Source organism: Vibrio sp. Vb339 (assembly GCF_902751245.1).
GTDB lineage: Bacteria > Pseudomonadota > Gammaproteobacteria > Enterobacterales > Vibrionaceae > Vibrio > Vibrio coralliirubri.
Genome location: NZ_CADDIS010000002.1, coordinates 1,206,452 through 1,221,619, shown reverse-complemented (window position 1 = coordinate 1,221,619; position 15,168 = coordinate 1,206,452). Strand labels below are relative to the sequence as shown.

The 15,168-nt window shown below is 43.9% G+C and carries 18 protein-coding genes; 9 read left to right on the top strand and 9 right to left on the bottom strand.

Annotation, left to right across the window (positions count from 1 at the left end; genetic code table 11):
• The first annotated feature begins 65 nt into the window (after window positions 1-65).
• Entirely contained in the window at window positions 66-458 is a 393-nt protein-coding gene (gene cueR, locus HRQ85_RS14055) for a Cu(I)-responsive transcriptional regulator (protein ID WP_017061928.1), read from the top strand.
• A gap of 64 nt (window positions 459-522) precedes the next feature.
• On the opposite strand, the gene HRQ85_RS14050 is transcribed toward cueR, so the two are convergent.
• The 6 genes from HRQ85_RS14050 to HRQ85_RS14025 form a co-directional block, all read right to left on the bottom strand.
• Window positions 523-702, bottom strand: a complete 180-nt coding sequence (locus HRQ85_RS14050; protein WP_017061927.1) for a hypothetical protein — start codon at window positions 700-702, stop codon at window positions 523-525.
• Window positions 703-1,021: 319 nt separating this feature from the next.
• On the bottom strand, window positions 1,022-1,471 hold the full coding sequence (locus HRQ85_RS14045; RefSeq protein ID WP_017061926.1) for an NfeD family protein: 450 nt from the start codon (window positions 1,469-1,471) through the stop codon (window positions 1,022-1,024).
• Between the two features lie 3 nt (window positions 1,472-1,474).
• Window positions 1,475-2,404, bottom strand: a complete 930-nt coding sequence (locus HRQ85_RS14040) for an SPFH domain-containing protein (RefSeq protein ID WP_172379889.1) — start codon at window positions 2,402-2,404, stop codon at window positions 1,475-1,477.
• Window positions 2,405-2,600: 196 nt separating this feature from the next.
• Window positions 2,601-3,455, bottom strand: a complete 855-nt coding sequence (locus HRQ85_RS14035; protein ID WP_172379888.1) for a co-chaperone YbbN — start codon at window positions 3,453-3,455, stop codon at window positions 2,601-2,603.
• A 396-nt stretch (window positions 3,456-3,851) separates the two neighbouring features.
• Window positions 3,852-4,679, bottom strand: coding sequence for an SDR family oxidoreductase (locus HRQ85_RS14030; protein ID WP_048606500.1), 828 nt, complete (start codon window positions 4,677-4,679; stop codon window positions 3,852-3,854).
• A 43-nt stretch (window positions 4,680-4,722) separates the two neighbouring features.
• The gene (locus HRQ85_RS14025) at window positions 4,723-5,637 is read right to left on the bottom strand and encodes a TIGR01777 family oxidoreductase (RefSeq protein WP_172379887.1); all 915 of its coding nucleotides are present in this window, start codon (window positions 5,635-5,637) and stop codon (window positions 4,723-4,725) included.
• Window positions 5,638-5,926: 289 nt separating this feature from the next.
• On the opposite strand from HRQ85_RS14025, the gene HRQ85_RS14020 reads away from it, so the two are divergent.
• Genes HRQ85_RS14020 through yfcE form a run of 5 tightly spaced genes read left to right on the top strand, consistent with a single transcriptional unit; the run spans window position 5,927 to window position 8,789 of the window.
• A complete protein-coding gene (locus HRQ85_RS14020; protein WP_019820230.1) occupies window positions 5,927-6,661 on the top strand; it encodes a DUF1538 domain-containing protein in 735 nt (244 codons plus the stop codon).
• A complete protein-coding gene (locus HRQ85_RS14015) occupies window positions 6,658-7,452 on the top strand; it encodes a DUF1538 domain-containing protein (RefSeq protein WP_052878934.1) in 795 nt (264 codons plus the stop codon). The genes HRQ85_RS14020 and HRQ85_RS14015 overlap by 4 nt, the downstream gene beginning before the upstream one ends.
• Window positions 7,442-7,792, top strand: a complete 351-nt coding sequence (locus HRQ85_RS14010; RefSeq protein WP_017062207.1) for a P-II family nitrogen regulator — start codon at window positions 7,442-7,444, stop codon at window positions 7,790-7,792. Before HRQ85_RS14015 ends, HRQ85_RS14010 begins: the two co-directional genes overlap by 11 nt.
• Window positions 7,789-8,196 carry a CBS domain-containing protein gene (locus HRQ85_RS14005; protein ID WP_017062206.1) on the top strand — a complete coding sequence of 136 codons (408 nt, stop codon included), beginning with the start codon at window positions 7,789-7,791 and terminating at the stop codon, window positions 8,194-8,196. Before HRQ85_RS14010 ends, HRQ85_RS14005 begins: the two co-directional genes overlap by 4 nt.
• 47 nt (window positions 8,197-8,243) lie before the next feature.
• Window positions 8,244-8,789, top strand: coding sequence for a phosphodiesterase (gene yfcE, locus HRQ85_RS14000; protein ID WP_017068995.1), 546 nt, complete (start codon window positions 8,244-8,246; stop codon window positions 8,787-8,789).
• A 25-nt stretch (window positions 8,790-8,814) separates the two neighbouring features.
• Here the strand turns inward: yfcE and HRQ85_RS13995 are convergent, their stop codons facing one another.
• The 3 genes from HRQ85_RS13995 to HRQ85_RS13985 all read right to left on the bottom strand — a co-directional run bounded on the left by HRQ85_RS13995 (window position 8,815) and on the right by HRQ85_RS13985 (window position 10,700).
• Window positions 8,815-9,135: a SelT/SelW/SelH family protein gene (locus tag HRQ85_RS13995; RefSeq protein ID WP_172379886.1), complete on the bottom strand. Its 321-nt coding sequence runs from the start codon at window positions 9,133-9,135 to the stop codon at window positions 8,815-8,817.
• 136 nt (window positions 9,136-9,271) lie between these two features.
• Window positions 9,272-9,787 carry a regulatory protein ToxS gene (locus tag HRQ85_RS13990; protein ID WP_017066005.1) on the bottom strand — a complete coding sequence of 172 codons (516 nt, stop codon included), beginning with the start codon at window positions 9,785-9,787 and terminating at the stop codon, window positions 9,272-9,274.
• Between the two features lies 1 nt (window position 9,788).
• Complete coding sequence (locus HRQ85_RS13985) at window positions 9,789-10,700, bottom strand: transcriptional regulator (RefSeq protein WP_172379885.1); 912 nt, start codon at window positions 10,698-10,700, stop codon at window positions 9,789-9,791.
• Between the two features lie 270 nt (window positions 10,701-10,970).
• On the opposite strand from HRQ85_RS13985, the gene htpG reads away from it, so the two are divergent.
• The 3 genes from htpG to hemH all read left to right on the top strand — a co-directional run bounded on the left by htpG (window position 10,971) and on the right by hemH (window position 15,148).
• Entirely contained in the window at window positions 10,971-12,875 is a 1,905-nt protein-coding gene (gene htpG, locus HRQ85_RS13980; RefSeq protein ID WP_172379884.1) for a molecular chaperone HtpG, read from the top strand.
• Between the two features lie 388 nt (window positions 12,876-13,263).
• Complete coding sequence (adk, locus tag HRQ85_RS13975) at window positions 13,264-13,908, top strand: adenylate kinase (protein ID WP_048617835.1); 645 nt, start codon at window positions 13,264-13,266, stop codon at window positions 13,906-13,908.
• Between the two features lie 277 nt (window positions 13,909-14,185).
• Window positions 14,186-15,148: a ferrochelatase gene (gene hemH, locus HRQ85_RS13970; protein WP_172379883.1), complete on the top strand. Its 963-nt coding sequence runs from the start codon at window positions 14,186-14,188 to the stop codon at window positions 15,146-15,148.
• Window positions 15,149-15,168: the final 20 nt, after the last annotated feature.

Here is a 15,168-nt window from a genome sequence, read left to right as displayed (position 1 = left end):
TTTCAACCGCAGTATTGTATAACAGCAGTACTGCGGTTTTTCATTTTAGGCTTACAGGTAAGATTGTGAATATTGGTGAAGTAGCGAAACGTGTTGGTACAACAGCGAAATCCATTCGTTTTTACGAAAGTAAAGGCATGATGAGCCCACCGCACCGATCAGAAAATGGTTACAGGCAATATGGCGAGATTCATATCGAACAGTTAGAGTTCGTTTTGAGAGCTAAAATGGTTGGTTTCACCCTCGATGAGTGTAAGTCACTGGTTGAGTTGGCAATGAATCCCAACAGACAAAGCTACGAAGTAAAGAAGAAGGCTACTCAGAAGTTAGATGAAATAGAGTTGAAGCTTGCGGAGTTAAACAAGATGAAGGTGCAGCTACAATCTTGGGTGCATGACTGCCCTGGGGATACTTCAACGGAATGTCCAATCTTGAATAATCTATCTGGCCGCAGTTAGGTTATTCCAGTTCTAAATAATCGTCAGGCAGCAATTTCATTACTAGCCTGACTTTAATCACTTATCACAGCACCTTTCCGCCGTAATGTTTACAGATCAACAGTGGTACATGAGTGACTGCGTTACCATCTGAACACTTAACGATAGGCCCCATGTTTCCGTTACCAGGAGACTGACTGCTCGCTAGAGCGCTTCCAAATGACAAGCTGAAAATAGCCGTTAGAATTATTAAAAAATGTCTCATACAAACTCCATTAGGTTTATCTCTAATTGAGATAATTGAAAGTATGGACAAGGAAAAGAAAATTTCAAAAATTTGACGGACTTAACATTTTTAATAATTATAAATAAGCGAGAGTAAGGTTAACTATTCATATATATCTTGGGTAAGAAATCTGGCTTTCTTATACCTTTTTAGCTCAATCAAACTTTTTAGCTTTACGAAATAAGAACTTATTTTTTTTTCAATTCAATCTATCGCAATGATAATTCGAATATTATTAAGGTTCGAAAATAGAAAAAGCCTGCAGTTATTGAAAATGCAGGCTTCATATAGCTCTTGTTTATAAAGGTTCTATTATTAGAACGATTCCGTCTAAAGCGACAATCTTAATTTCGGTGCCAGATGGAATATCTTGACTGGCCTTTGCTGACCAAGAAGAGTCACCGAACTTAATTCGACAGCTACCTTTCTTTACGTCTTCACTTAAAATAACGGTTTGACCGACCAGTTGCTTTTCTCTTTGGTTTAACTCTCGCCCTGCATCGGACTGCTTGTCATTAGACAGTTGTCTTCTCCACCACAACCAAGTGGTAATCAGAGAGAAGCTTGCAAAGGACAGCCATTGCATCTGCCAACCGATTGGTAGTGCGCCTAATAGGGCACCGACCAGCATGGCAGATATGCCTATCCACAAAAAGTAACCAGCGGTTCCAATTAGCTCAAGCGCTAACAATGCTAGACCAAACGCTAACCAATGCCAGTGGTTTACTTGTTCTAGTAATTCGACCATAAGTTAGTCCTTACTACCTTTGTCATTCTTATGTGCAAACATCTCCGCGATACCTGCGACAGAACCCATAAGGCCAGTTGCTTCGAGTGGTAGCATGATGATCTTGCCGTTTTCAGCTTGGCCTATAGATTTCAATGCGTCAGTGTAACCTTGTGCGATAAAGTAATTGACCGCTTGCATGTCTCCTTGAGCAATCGCCGTTGATACCATTTCTGTCGCTTTAGCTTCTGCTTCTGCAGCACGCTCACGGGCTTCTGCTTGCAATATTGCCGCTTGTTTCTCCCCTTCGGCTTTCAGGATCTCTGATTGCTTGTGACCTTCTGCTTTCAAGATCTCAGCTTGTCGTACACCTTCTGCTTCTAGGATATCAGCACGTTTATTACGCTCGGCTTTCATCTGGGCATTCATCGCAGCAGTAAGGTCTGCTGGTGGCTGTACGTCTTTAATTTCGATACGGGTGACTTTTACGCCCCAAGGGTTTGTCGCTTCATCAACGATGTTCAGTAGCTTGGTATTGATCATGTCACGCTGGCTCAGCATTTCATCCAGTTCCATCGAGCCAAGTACAGTACGGATATTGGTGAGGGTTAAGTTACGGATCGCATGCTCAAGGTCATTCACTTCATAAGCTGCCTTAGGCGCGTCGATAACTTGAACAAAACAAACCGCATCGATAACCACATTGGCATTATCTTTGGAGATGACTTCTTGTGCTGGGATGTCGAGAACACGCTCCATCATGCTGATGCGCTGTCCAACTTTATCAATAAATGGAATGATTAAGTTAAGACCCGGTTTAAGGGTGTGTGTGTATCGCCCGAAGCGTTCAACGGTCCAGTTGTTGCCTTGTGGAACGGTTTTTACGCCAGCGAAGATAAATAACAGTGCGACGGCAGTAAAGATGCCGATAGTAATCAAGGTATCAATAGGCATACAAAATCCTTTGCAAGTTTAAGTTTTTGATAGTTCAGTATTGATACTGGCTCATATTTAAATTCTGAGCAAATTTATAAACGAGAAATGGGCCATAAAATATTGATTTTATGGCCCATTTTACATTCTATTATGCGATAAACTAATTGATTGAATGGTCAATTTCGATGTTTAATCTACCGCTTTTTAGGTTTAACTAGTAAAGCAGAGAGTACAGTTGTCGACGGTACTTACTGGCAACTGGGTTACCTTGTCCAAGCGCACTCAAGATGTCCATGAACTCTTTCTTCATGTCACCATCGAGAGCATTAAGATCTTTGGCTAGGAAAGACCATAATAGATCCATAGCTTCTTCACTGCGGTTCACTTGGTGATATTGCAATGCTAATTCAGATGCTGTTTTAGCGTCGCTCGGATTTTGCTGAAGAGCGGCTTCTAATGCTTGTATTTCAGGGCTGTCTGCTGCTTGTTTATGAAGTTCAAGCTTTGCAACTAAGCCTTTGTAGTAGTTGTCTTGGTACTCAAGAGGGATAGTTGCTAGCTGAGTTTCAGCAAGGTCAAATTGTTGCGTTTCTAACAAACACTCTGCGATCGCCAGTTTTACTTCACCTTTATTCGTCAGCTCTGCTGGAAGTTGCTGCATTGCTGCTAGTGCTTGTGTGTGCTCGCCAGCTTGCATTTGCTCAAGCGCTTGGCGTAAAGCAAGTTCATCTTGGCTAGGAAGGTGCTTGCTTAGCATATCGACAATCGCTTCTATGCTTTGAGGGCCACCGAGTCCATCGACTGGCTGACCGTTAACAAACAGTGCAATAGTTGGCAGTGCTTGAACACCAAACTGGCTAGCAATAGCTTGCTCTTGTTCGCAATTGAGCAGGGCTAAGGTGAAGGCACCGTTGTATTGCTGAGTTAAAGTTTGCAGTTCAGGAATGACTTGGGCGCTCTCTTGGCTCATTGGTGCCCAAAAATGGATGAGTACAGGGGTCTGTATCGAACCTTCTAATACTTGACGAAAGTTCTGCTCATTAAGTTCAACAATATGCGGAGATTGCATTTACGTTCCTTGAGGTTTGTTTTGTGGATACGTTGCAAATATGGGGGGATTAGTCGGTAACTTCAAGATCTAACTCGGTTATCTCAGATAAAAAGAACCAAAAATAGAAAAACGCTATGCTTCGATGTTGATAGAGTTGTTATCTCAACATGGAAGGCATAGCGTTATCATCGAGGTAGTCAGTGAGGCGTTGCGTGAGATACTCAAAACAGAATAAACAACGTAATAGCCAGACCCACACCTACCCAATTAAGGCGGTTTAAAGTCATGAGATTTCCAGAGTAGAACCATCAATTGGGAATAACTGATGGGATAGGATAATCATGACATCTTATTGTTACGGAAAAATTACATCGTTACATTAAAGTTTGCGACTCTGCATTCAAAGTTAGCAATTTATGCAGCTTTTCTCAAAATAGGGTCTAGCAAGCGACTCGGTAGGATCCTTTTCAATACCGCGAACACTTTAGTTGGGGTGGTAACTCGGTATCTTAGCTTGGGTTTGTCGGCGGTGAGAGCATGGAATACCGGCTCAATACAACTTTCTGGAGGTAGAACAAAAGCGTTATTCGATGACTCTTTTTCGAGTCGGTCTTTTTGTTGTTGGTACGCGTCTTGGTGAGCGCTGCCAGAAATGTTGATCCATTTATTGAACGCTTTCAAGGCATTGGTTCTAAATTGAGTCTCAATTGGCCCAGGTTGCAGTAATGAGATCTGTATACCACTGCCATGCAGTTCTAATCGTAAGGTGTCCGTCCAACCCTCAATCGCGAATTTAGAAGCATTATAAGCACCACGATACTTCATGGCTGCAAAACCTAATACGGAACTGTTTTGTACGATTCGACCTTCGCCACGCTCGCGCATGTGCGGAAGGATCTGACAGACGAGATGATGCCAACCAAAGAAGTTGGTTTCGAATTGTTCTCTGAGTCCTTGGGTTGGTAAGTCTTCTAGCGCACCTGCTTGACCGTAAGCACCGTTATTGAATAATCCAAACAATCCATTAGGTGCGAGATCAATAGCAAGCTTGGCACCATGCTCAATACTTTCTTGGTTGGAAAGGTCTAATTGAATACAGGTGAGGCCTTCATCTTGAAGGCGTTGAACATCTTGTGGATCACGACAAGATGCAATGACATGAAAACCACGCTTTTGAAGTGCATGAGCACATGTATAGCCAATACCTGTTGAGCAACCGGTAATAAGAATCGACTTGTTCACACTTAATCCTTTATTAGAGTCTCTATCGCTCTAGGGTAAAGAATTAGTCTTGATGTTGTAACAAGTTTTTTAGTGCTGGCTCGATTCTTGAGTAACTAAAGATGAATCCCATCTCAGTGAGTTTCTTCGGCTTGGAGCGAATGCTGTCAAATAGCAAACAAGATGATTCCCCCATGAGAATCGACATTGCCCATTTCGGCGTGAATAAGAAATGCGGTCGGCCTAATTGTTTCGCTAACGTGCTGCTGAACAGTTTGTTGGTCACAGGATGAGGGGCACACATATTGAATTCCCCTTGAGCGTGAGGGATAGACAACAAGTGGTTGATGGCTCTCACCATATCGAGAATGTGAATCCATGGCATGTACTGCTCACCTGAACCTAGTGGACCACCGACGCCGAGTTTATAGGGCAATAACATCTTCTTGAGTGCGCCGCCATTCTCGCCGAGTACAACCCCTGTTCGCAGTAGTATCACGCGTGTACTTTCTGATTGTGCTCGCTTGGCTATCTCTTCCCAGTGGGCACAGACTTTATGAGGAAAGCTTTCATCTTCTACTTGCAGTGACTCGTCAAACGGGTGCTGCTGTTGATCGCCATAGTAACCCACGGCTGAACCGCTAATAAAAGCGTGTGGCGGATTGTTACTGGCATGAATTAGTTCGACCAGCTTTTCAGTGATGTGCCAGCGACTGTTACAGATCCTCTCTTTTTGCTCTGTACTCCAACGCTTATCGGCAATCGGTTCACCCGCGAGGTTGACCACCACATCAAAGTCATTGAGATCACTGAGCTCATCAAGGGATTGAATGTAATGAAGGTTGTTCTGGTTGAGGTGATTTAGGTTTTGCTTCGCATTTTCAGGACTCCGCGTCAGCAATGTCACGTCGTCAGTGTTCCAACTCTTGACCAATTCAGAGCCAATAAATCCAGTACCACCCGTTAACAATATCTTCATACCAATCTCCTTATTAAACATAATTATAGACATGGCTTTTTTTTGGTCGCCAATCAATACGAAAAAATCACTATAACGATCATAAGGTTTCAATCGTGTGATGCCCAAATTACGCCTTTTTCAATTTACAAAGGAGTGAAATTAAATTCATCAAGTCAGGATGTGTACCGTTATCACACTTATGCACTTTACTCGGATATGTTACCAACTGCGTAATATTTGTCACATAAGCAATGATAAGGATTTGCCATGATTATTATTAATTCATAACCAACGACAAGGAATTGCGATGACGGCGGTGCTTGCTTTGTTTCGATCCATGTTAGGTAGCCTGAGGGATCTCTTGCCAATCGTGGCGGTAATCGCTTTCTTCCAGCTTGCTGTCTTACAAGAGCCACTTCCTCATCTTTTATCTATTCTGACTGGCTTAGTGCTCGTCGTTTTTGGACTTACTTTTTTTATCTTTGGCCTTGAAATGGGGCTGTTTCCAATTGGCGAATCGATGGCTCAAGCATTTGCCAGAAAGGGGAGTGTGTTCTGGTTATTGATCTTCGCTTTTTGTTTGGGGTTTGGTACCACCATAGCCGAACCAGCGTTAACCGCAGTCGCTGCCGAAGCCGCAGAAGTGGCCGCTGAGGGAGGGGTAATTCCCAATACGTTAGATGAAATGGAGCAGTATGCTGATGGCCTGCGCTTTACTGTGGCATTGTCGGTCGGTATCGCTATTTTACTCGGTGTGCTGAGAATCTTAAAAGGTTGGCCAATCCAGTACATGATTATCGGTGGATATATTGGAGTGGTGGTACTCACCGCATTTGCTCCGGAAAACATCATTGGAATTGCGTATGACTCTGGTGGAGTAACGACATCGACGATCACCGTCCCATTAGTAACTGCGTTAGGGGTGGGTTTAGCCTCGGCAATTAAAGGGCGTAATCCGATGATAGATGGTTTTGGGTTGATCGCGTTTGCTTCGTTGCTGCCGATGATGTTTGTCATGGTGTACGGGATGGTGGTGACATGATCAGTGTTCAACAATTTATCGACACCTTTCTCGGCACTGTGATGGATGTGATCCCGATTGCGGTCATCATCTTCGGTTTTCAGTTAGCGGTACTGCGTAAGCCAGTCAATAACCTAGCCAAAGTGCTCATCGGTTTCTTCTACGTCATCCTAGGTTTATCTCTATTCTTGATGGGGTTGGAGCTCGCGTTGTTTCCTTTGGGGGAGACGATGGCAATGCAACTCACCGAACCAAGCTTTTTGACTGAGTTTAAGATCAGTTCTGGTCTTGCTTTGGCTTGGTTTGATTATTATTGGGTTTACCTTTTTGCGTTTTGTATTGGTTTCAGCACCACGATAGCCGAGCCTTCTTTGATCGCAGTGGCGATTAAGGCGAACCAAGTTTCCGGTGGCAGTATTAGCGTCAATGGGCTGAGGATCGCCGTGGCATTGGGCGTTGCTATCGGTATCTCACTGGGTAGCTACCGTATCGTTGCGGGTGACCCGATCCATTACTACATCATTTTTGGTTATGTCGTTGTGGTCATTCAAACCTTTTACGCCCCAAAACTCATTATTCCATTGGCCTACGATTCGGGTGGCGTAACTACATCAACTGTGACAGTCCCCTTAGTGACAGCGCTCGGGCTTGGGCTCGCTTCAACCGTACCAGGAAGAAACCCTGTCATTGATGGCTTTGGGTTGATTGCCTTTGCCAGCTTATTTCCCATCATTTCAGTGATGGGTTATGCCCAAATAACACAATGGTTAAACCGTTTACACACCTCTAAGGAGAGCAAAGATGCGCTTTAAACTTATCTTAGCGTTTGTAGAAGAGAGCAAGACCGACACTGTGCTCGATGCCGCGCGTGATGCGGGCGCGACTGGAGCAACGGTGATTAACAATGCCAGAGGGCAGGGTTTAAACCAAAAAACCACCTTCTTCGGCTTAACGTTAGAGGTGCAAAAAGATGTGTTGCTGTTTGTGGTTGAGGAACACTTAGCTAGGCATATTCTTGAAACTATTGGTGAGGTCGGTGAGTTTGACCAAGAGTCAGGACAAGGTATAGCGGTGCAGATCGATATCGAAGACGCAGTCGGGGTAGCGCATCAAGTCGAGACATTAACTAAGGTTGTGGAGGATGAGTTATGAGTACCAGTGAAAAAATCCGAGTAGGTGATGTCATGGCCAATACGTACGTGATTATCGATGGGCTAACCACTGTGTTAGAAGCGATAGAGATGGCGAAGAAGCACAAAGTGAAAGCAATTATTGTCGATAAGCGCCACGAAGATGACGAATACGGCATCGTATTGATGAATGACATTGCCAAGAAAGTACTGGCTAAGAACCGATCTCCGAAGCGAACCAATGTTTATGAGATCATGACCAAGCCAGCGCTAAGCGTGTCTGCTGAGATGAACGTAAAGTATTGCGCTCGCCTGTTTGAACGCTTTGGTATCAGTCGTGCGCCAGTAGTTCGTGATAACAAGATAGTCGGTATGGTTAGTTACAATAATATCGTGATCAACGGTATGGCGAGAGATGACGTGTAGCATTTAGATACGTACAATAGGCTCATAAATTTTATGGAGAAGTACGTGTGAAATTATTTTTTGCTTCAGACCTACACGGTTCGCTGCCAGCAACAGAAAAAGTATTAGAACTCTACCAAGCGTCTGGTGCGCAATATTTAGTTCTATTGGGTGACATTCTGAATCATGGACCAAGAAATCCGATCCCAGAAGGATACAACCCGCCGGCGGTTGCAGATAAGTTGAATGCGTTTTCCCAAGAGATCATTGCCGTTCGCGGCAACTGTGATAGCGAAGTGGATCAGATGTTGTTGTCTTTTCCAATGATGATGGATTACTCGTGGGTGCTATTAGAATCAGGTCAACGTATCTTCCTAACGCATGGCCATTTGTATAACACCAATAAACGCCCTGCGCTGAAGGCGGGCGATATCATTGCACACGGTCATACCCATATTCCTGTCGCCGAATACCAAGATGACATCTTTATCTTTAATCCTAGCTCGGTGACATTCCCACGAGAGGGGCACGCGGCGAGCTATGGCATCTATGAAAACAATACCTTCAAAGTCATTAGCCTTGAAGGTGATGTTCTCGTGAGTGGCCAGCTTTAAATCATTGGATCGGCCGTGAAAGGGCTTATTTTGAGTCCACGTGGCCGAGATCTCTGTCTGGAGCAATGATGTTTCGTACTCTTTGCTTCAGAACTTTCGCCTCTGGAAAACCGTCATCTGCTTTTCTTTCCCAAATCTGCACACCATTACAAAAGATTTCGAACCTGCCTCCGGTGTCTGGGTGTAAGCTCACTTGTTCAATTTCTTCGCTGAAGGTATGCAGTAGCTCTTGGCATAACCAACTAGAGCGAAGCATCCAATTGCATTGACGGCAATAGTGTATGGCGATTGTGGCTTTTGCTGCTGTTTCTTTCGCTGGCACCAGGTTTGGCTGTTCCGTCTTCATGGTTAATCCTTAAAATGCTACATCCGTAATTTGATACCAACGGCTAACAAAAAAAAGGGGCTTCATGCCCCTTTTTCTATTGGTTTTCCGTTTTATGGTATTCAGCTATTCATAAACAGTAAATAGCGATCCAATCTTAGTTTGAAAACAATACGGTAGAACCATGATTTAAGCTAGTCAGTAGCAGTGCCTTCGGGTTAACGATGTCTATGCGGCGGCTTTGCTCTGCGTCCATCTTAATGACTTGAGTGATCAGCTCTAGCTGTTCTTCTGAAAAGTCTTGGCGCTGAGCCGAAGTAACATCTTTAAACTCCGTTGGCGAAACCAGTAAGTAGTTATCGTTAATATCCCACTGACCCGTTTCAGAGATGTTGATGACATTCGCAGGCTCAGTTTGATTACCGTAAAGTCTCACCACTGACATTCTTAAATATGTACCATTTGGTAGGTATTTCGCATTCGATGATAGTTCAACTCTACGAAGCGGGCCGATTGAGTCAGCTTGCTTGTTATCGCTAATCAGCGTCACCATTTTCGACTGCCACTCATGCTGAGTGAGCAAGCGCTCTACTTTTGCATCGCTGCCCCAGTATAACCAACCACTCAAGAATGCCGATAGAACCAGTAAAATAATCGATACTTTTAATTTCATGTTACTGACCACCGTTACAAATGTCGTTTAGATCCGACTGATTTGCGTAAATTCTTAGAGTTACATTTTCGCTCGAGTAATCTTGCGGGTGAATGTAGTTGAGGGCTAGGTTATTGGTTTGTCCACCTGTCGCGATCACTTCAGTCGGCTTTAGCATGCCAGTGTGATTCGTGTTGTAACGTAATACACACTTTTCTATCGCTGGTAGCCAACTGCTGAGGTCTGGGTGGTTAACCGGTGATTGAACCTTTACGCCATCGACTTCAGCCAATGTTTTGAACTCGGACTCTGCCGGGTTGGTAAACGTTAAAACGAGAATCGGCATGATGAAAGCGGCAAGCAGCAACCAAAATGTTAGCCATTTATTGGTGCTTTTAGTCGGAGCCACAACAGGAGCTGTTGCTGGTTCTACTTCTACCTTGTTCTCTTGAACTTTTGCAATTGGCTCAGGTTCAACCGTTTCAGTGATCGCATCTTCAGTCGCTGCAGGCGTTGCAAACGTTAGAATAGGCTCTACGTCATTTTCTGCAATTTCAGCGGTTACTGGCTGATCATTTGATGATAGTGGGGCAGAGCGCTCAACGGTCGCAATAAATTGGTAACCGCGCTTAGGTACTGTCTTTACGAATTCAGGAGATTTAGTCGAGTCTTTGAGCATTTTTCTTAGCGTCGATACGGCTTGCGTCAAGCTTGAGTCATCCACCTCAAAGCCTTGGTCTCGCCAAACATACTCGTGCAACTCATTGCGAGTGATAACTTCATTGGGTCTTTCTGACAGCATCAGGAGAATGCGGCTTTCATTGCTACCAAGACGTACGACTTCACCGTCGCTCATTTGATCAACAAGTGAATTGCTGTTTGGGTCGAATACGAACCGCTGTGCGAGAATAAACTTTGTGCCGATATTGCTCATTGAATTCTTCTATTTTGGGTTGTTTTGGGTGCGAAATAGACAAATCTCAGGTGAAGTTCCGTTAATTCTTCACCAAATCATGGCTTCTTTTATGTTCTTTTATATTTATCAGACTCAAGGATAATAAAAACAGATCAAAAAAACAGTGTTTTTATGATTTTTGACCTTGAATTTACATTTGTCATCCTCATGTTAATGAACAGAAGAGTGGCATCAAGTGTTACGCCCCTATGATTATTCAACATAAAGTATAGATGTTTTGGAGTAAAAATGAGCGAAACGGCAACGCAAAATAAAGAGACTCGTGGCTTTCAATCTGAAGTAAAACAACTACTTCATCTAATGATTCACTCACTGTATTCAAATAAAGAAATCTTTCTACGTGAGCTGATCTCTAACGCATCTGACGCGGCTGATAAGCTTCGTTTTCAAGCTCTATCGAACGGTGACCTTTACCAAGGTGATGCAGAGCTAGGTGTAAAACTTTCATTCAACGCGGAAGCAAACACGTTAACCATTTCTGATAACGGTATCGGTATGAGCCGCGACAACGTTATTGAGCATTTAGGTACGATTGCTAAGTCAGGCACTGCAGACTTTTTCTCAAAGCTGTCTGAAGACCAAAGCAAAGATTCTCAACTGATTGGTCAATTTGGTGTGGGTTTCTATTCTGCATTCATCGTTGCAGACGCGGTAACGGTTCGCACACGTGCAGCTGGCCTGCCGAACAATGAAGCTGTTCAGTGGCACTCTGAAGGTGAAGGCGATTACACAATCGAAGACATCACTAAAGAGTCTCGTGGTACTGACATCATTCTTCATATGCGTGAAGACGGTAAAGAGTTCTTAAATGAGTGGCGTCTGCGTGAAGTGATTGGTAAATATTCTGACCACATCGGCATTCCTGTTTCTATCTTCACAGCAGTGAAAGATGACGAAGGTAAAGACACCGAAGAGAAGCATTGGGAACAGATCAACAAGGCGCAAGCACTTTGGACTCGTAACAAGTCTGATATCGAGAAAGAAGAGTACCAAGAGTTTTACAAACACGTATCTCACGACTTTGCTGATCCACTAACCTGGAGCCACAACAAGGTTGAAGGTAAGAACGATTACACAAGCCTGCTTTACATCCCAGCGAAAGCACCTTGGGATATGATGAACCGTGACCACAAGAGCGGCTTGAAGCTCTATGTGCAGCGTGTATTTATCATGGATGATGCTGAACAGTTCATGCCATCTTACATGCGTTTCGTTCGTGGCTTGATTGACTCAAACGATCTGCCATTGAACGTGTCTCGTGAAATCCTGCAAGACAACAAGGTAACTCAGTCTCTTCGTGGCGCATGTACCAAGCGTGTACTGACTATGCTTGAGCGCATGGCGAAGAATGACAATGATAAGTACCTAGAGTTTTGGAAAGAGTTCGGCCTAGTATTGAAAGAAGGCCCAGCTGAAGACATGTCGAACAAAGAGAAGATCGCTGGTCTACTTCGTTTCTCGTCAACGGAAGTGGATTCTGCTGAACAAACTATCAGCCTAGAATCTTACGTTGAGCGCATGAAAGAAGGCCAAGATAAGATTTACTACCTAACAGCAGATAGCTACGCTGCAGCTAAGAACAGCCCACACTTGGAGCAGTTCAAAGCTAAAGGTATTGAAGTGGTTCTAATGTACGATCGTATTGATGAGTACGTAATGAACTACCTGACTGACTTCGACGGTAAACAGTTCCAATCGATCACTAAAGCAGGCTTAGACCTAAGCAAGTTTGAAGGTGAAGAAGAGAAAGAGAAGCAAAAAGAGACAGAAGAAGAGTTCAAATCTGTTGTTGAGCGTACTCAATCTTACCTAGGTGGTCGTGTTAAAGAAGTTCGTACGACCTTCAAGCTAGCAACAACACCTGCGGTTGTCGTGACTGACGACTTCGAAATGGGCACGCAAATGGCGAAGCTTCTTGAAGCTGCGGGTCAAGCGGCACCGGAAGTTAAGTACATCTTTGAGATTAACCCTGAGCACGCACTTGTGAAACAGATGGCTGATGAAGCTGATGAGCAAGCATTCGGCCGTTGGGTTGAGTTACTCCTTGGCCAGGCTATGCTAGCTGAAAAAGGCTCAATGGAAGATCCGTCACAATTCTTGGGTGCAATCAACGAGCTACTAACAAAGCGTTAGTCTTTCGACTTTAGGTTAAGCCAACAATTGTAATAAAAAGCTCGCAAATGCGGGCTTTTTTTATGAACGTCGTTGAAAATTGACCTAACGTGGTCAACGTCACCGTTATCGTCACAACAAATGTTGTCGATGCATTCTTTAGTCGTAAATTCAGCCAAATTGAATATTAATGTGATAGAATGCTCGACCTAATCAGCTGGGGTTAGGAAGCGACTATCTCCAGTTGTATGATTTTTAAACGTTATACCGAAACTTACCGTTTTGCTTCTGTTCACAGTTTTGCTTAGCCTCAATGGTTACTTAACGCTTTCTGTTCATCCTGAAAATGAGCAAGAATGGAGGGATAGTGAGCTTCGGTATAAATCATAATTTTATAAGAGGATTAAACATGCGCATCATTCTTCTAGGTGCTCCTGGCGCGGGTAAAGGTACTCAAGCTAACTTCATCATGAACAAATTTGGTATCCCTCAAATTTCAACTGGTGACATGCTACGTGCTGCTATCAAAGCGGGTACTGAGCTTGGTAAGCAAGCAAAATCAGTAATCGACGCTGGTCAGCTAGTTTCTGATGAAATTATCCTTGGTCTTATCAAAGAGCGTATCGCTCAAGATGACTGTGAGAAAGGTTTCCTACTAGACGGTTTCCCACGCACAATCCCACAAGCTGATGGCCTAAAAGAAATGGGCATCGCTGTTGATTACGTTGTTGAATTTGACGTAGCTGACGATGTGATTGTTGAGCGTATGGCTGGTCGTCGTGCTCACCTTCCTTCTGGTCGTACATACCACAATGTGTACAACCCACCTAAAGAAGAAGGTAAAGATGACGTAACGGGTGAAGACCTAGTGGTACGTGATGACGACAAAGAAGAAACAGTTCGTGCACGTCTAGGTGTATACCACGATCAAACAGCTCCGCTAATCTCTTACTACGGTAAAGAAGCTGAAACAGGTAACACTCAGTACCTTAAGTTTGACGGTACTAAGCAAGTTGCTGAAGTTAGTGCAGAACTTGAGAAAGCACTAGCATAATTGGCTAACAGCCAGTTTTAGAATTTGATATATTGGAAGCGACCTTAAGGGTCGCTTTTTTTGTTTCAATTTTTAGTACGATACCAATCTAGATAATTTGATTGCACATGATTCAGAACGGTTCAGACCCGATGGAAGTGGCTAGCAATTGAGAGTGGATGTTGTGTACCTCATATGAAGAATGATTATTCAGACTTTCATTGAGGCGCAATGATCTTAAACTTATGCAGATTAGTATATTACTTTCCAGAAAATCACATATTGGTCTCAGGTATCTATGGAAAATAATAAAAAGCAGGGCGTTTTACTGGTGAACTTAGGAACACCAGATTCGGCGACCCCCGCTGGCGTTCGTCGATTTTTGAGTGAATTCTTACACGACAAGCGAGTTGTAAACCTAACGCGTTGGCTTTGGTGTCCTATATTACATGGCGTGATTTTACCGATTCGCTCGCCTAAAGTTGCTAAGCTGTATCAGTCTGTCTGGATGGATGAAGGCTCACCACTGCTTGTGTACTCTCAAAGACAAGCTGAAAAGCTCCAGAAGAAACTAGAGATGCCTGTTGCACTGGGTATGACCTATGGCAACCCGAGCCTAAAGACAGGTGTTGAGCAACTGATGGAGCAGGGCGTTGAGGACATCATCGTATTGTCTTTATATCCTCAGTACTCTGGCACAACCACAGCGGCGGTTTCTGATGGTTTAACCAAAGCCTTTAAACAGATGCCGGTCATCCCGAGCTATCGCTTTATTCGTGACTACTACGCGCACCCAAGCTATGTAAAAGCATTGGCTGAAAGCGTTCGCAGCCATTGGGATAAAAATGGCAGAGCCGATCATTTGGTGTGTTCTTTCCACGGTATTCCGAAGCGACTGGCTGATGAAGGCGATATCTACCCTCAGCATTGTGAAGCGACAACAAAACTGCTTGCGGCAGAACTAGGTTTATCAGCAGACGATATCACCATGACCTACCAATCGCGATTTGGTCGAGAAGAGTGGTTGAAGCCATACACTGACGAGGCACTTGAATCATTGCCAAGTAAAGGTATCAAGAAGATCGACATCATGGCGCCTGCATTTTCGGTTGACTGTTTGGAAACGCTGGAAGAGATTTCAGACCAGTGTAAAGAGACTTTCATTGACGCTGGTGGTTCGGACTTTAGCTACATTATGTGTTTGAACGACAGAGATTCGCACATCGATATGATGGCAGAGTTAGTCGCTCTATACCGATAACAGTGGCTGAGTGTTGGTTA

What these genes read in the sequence shown, in the direction of transcription:
- HRQ85_RS14050 (WP_017061927.1), bottom strand. Translation starts at nt 702, where the DNA reads ATGAGACATTTTTTAATAATTCTAACGGCTATTTTCAGCTTGTCATTT.
- HRQ85_RS14045 (WP_017061926.1), bottom strand. Translation starts at nt 1,471, where the DNA reads ATGGTCGAATTACTAGAACAAGTAAACCACTGGCATTGGTTAGCGTTT.
- HRQ85_RS14040 (WP_172379889.1), bottom strand. Translation starts at nt 2,404, where the DNA reads ATGCCTATTGATACCTTGATTACTATCGGCATCTTTACTGCCGTCGCA.
- HRQ85_RS14035 (WP_172379888.1), bottom strand. Translation starts at nt 3,455, where the DNA reads ATGCAATCTCCGCATATTGTTGAACTTAATGAGCAGAACTTTCGTCAA.
- HRQ85_RS14025 (WP_172379887.1), bottom strand. Translation starts at nt 5,637, where the DNA reads ATGAAGATATTGTTAACGGGTGGTACTGGATTTATTGGCTCTGAATTG.
- HRQ85_RS14020 (WP_019820230.1), top strand. Translation starts at nt 5,927, where the DNA reads ATGACGGCGGTGCTTGCTTTGTTTCGATCCATGTTAGGTAGCCTGAGG.
- HRQ85_RS14015 (WP_052878934.1), top strand. Translation starts at nt 6,658, where the DNA reads ATGATCAGTGTTCAACAATTTATCGACACCTTTCTCGGCACTGTGATG.
- HRQ85_RS14010 (WP_017062207.1), top strand. Translation starts at nt 7,442, where the DNA reads ATGCGCTTTAAACTTATCTTAGCGTTTGTAGAAGAGAGCAAGACCGAC.
- HRQ85_RS14005 (WP_017062206.1), top strand. Translation starts at nt 7,789, where the DNA reads ATGAGTACCAGTGAAAAAATCCGAGTAGGTGATGTCATGGCCAATACG.
- HRQ85_RS13995 (WP_172379886.1), bottom strand. Translation starts at nt 9,135, where the DNA reads ATGAAGACGGAACAGCCAAACCTGGTGCCAGCGAAAGAAACAGCAGCA.
- HRQ85_RS13990 (WP_017066005.1), bottom strand. Translation starts at nt 9,787, where the DNA reads ATGAAATTAAAAGTATCGATTATTTTACTGGTTCTATCGGCATTCTTG.
- HRQ85_RS13985 (WP_172379885.1), bottom strand. Translation starts at nt 10,700, where the DNA reads ATGAGCAATATCGGCACAAAGTTTATTCTCGCACAGCGGTTCGTATTC.
- htpG (WP_172379884.1), top strand. Translation starts at nt 10,971, where the DNA reads ATGAGCGAAACGGCAACGCAAAATAAAGAGACTCGTGGCTTTCAATCT.
- adk (WP_048617835.1), top strand. Translation starts at nt 13,264, where the DNA reads ATGCGCATCATTCTTCTAGGTGCTCCTGGCGCGGGTAAAGGTACTCAA.
- hemH (WP_172379883.1), top strand. Translation starts at nt 14,186, where the DNA reads ATGGAAAATAATAAAAAGCAGGGCGTTTTACTGGTGAACTTAGGAACA.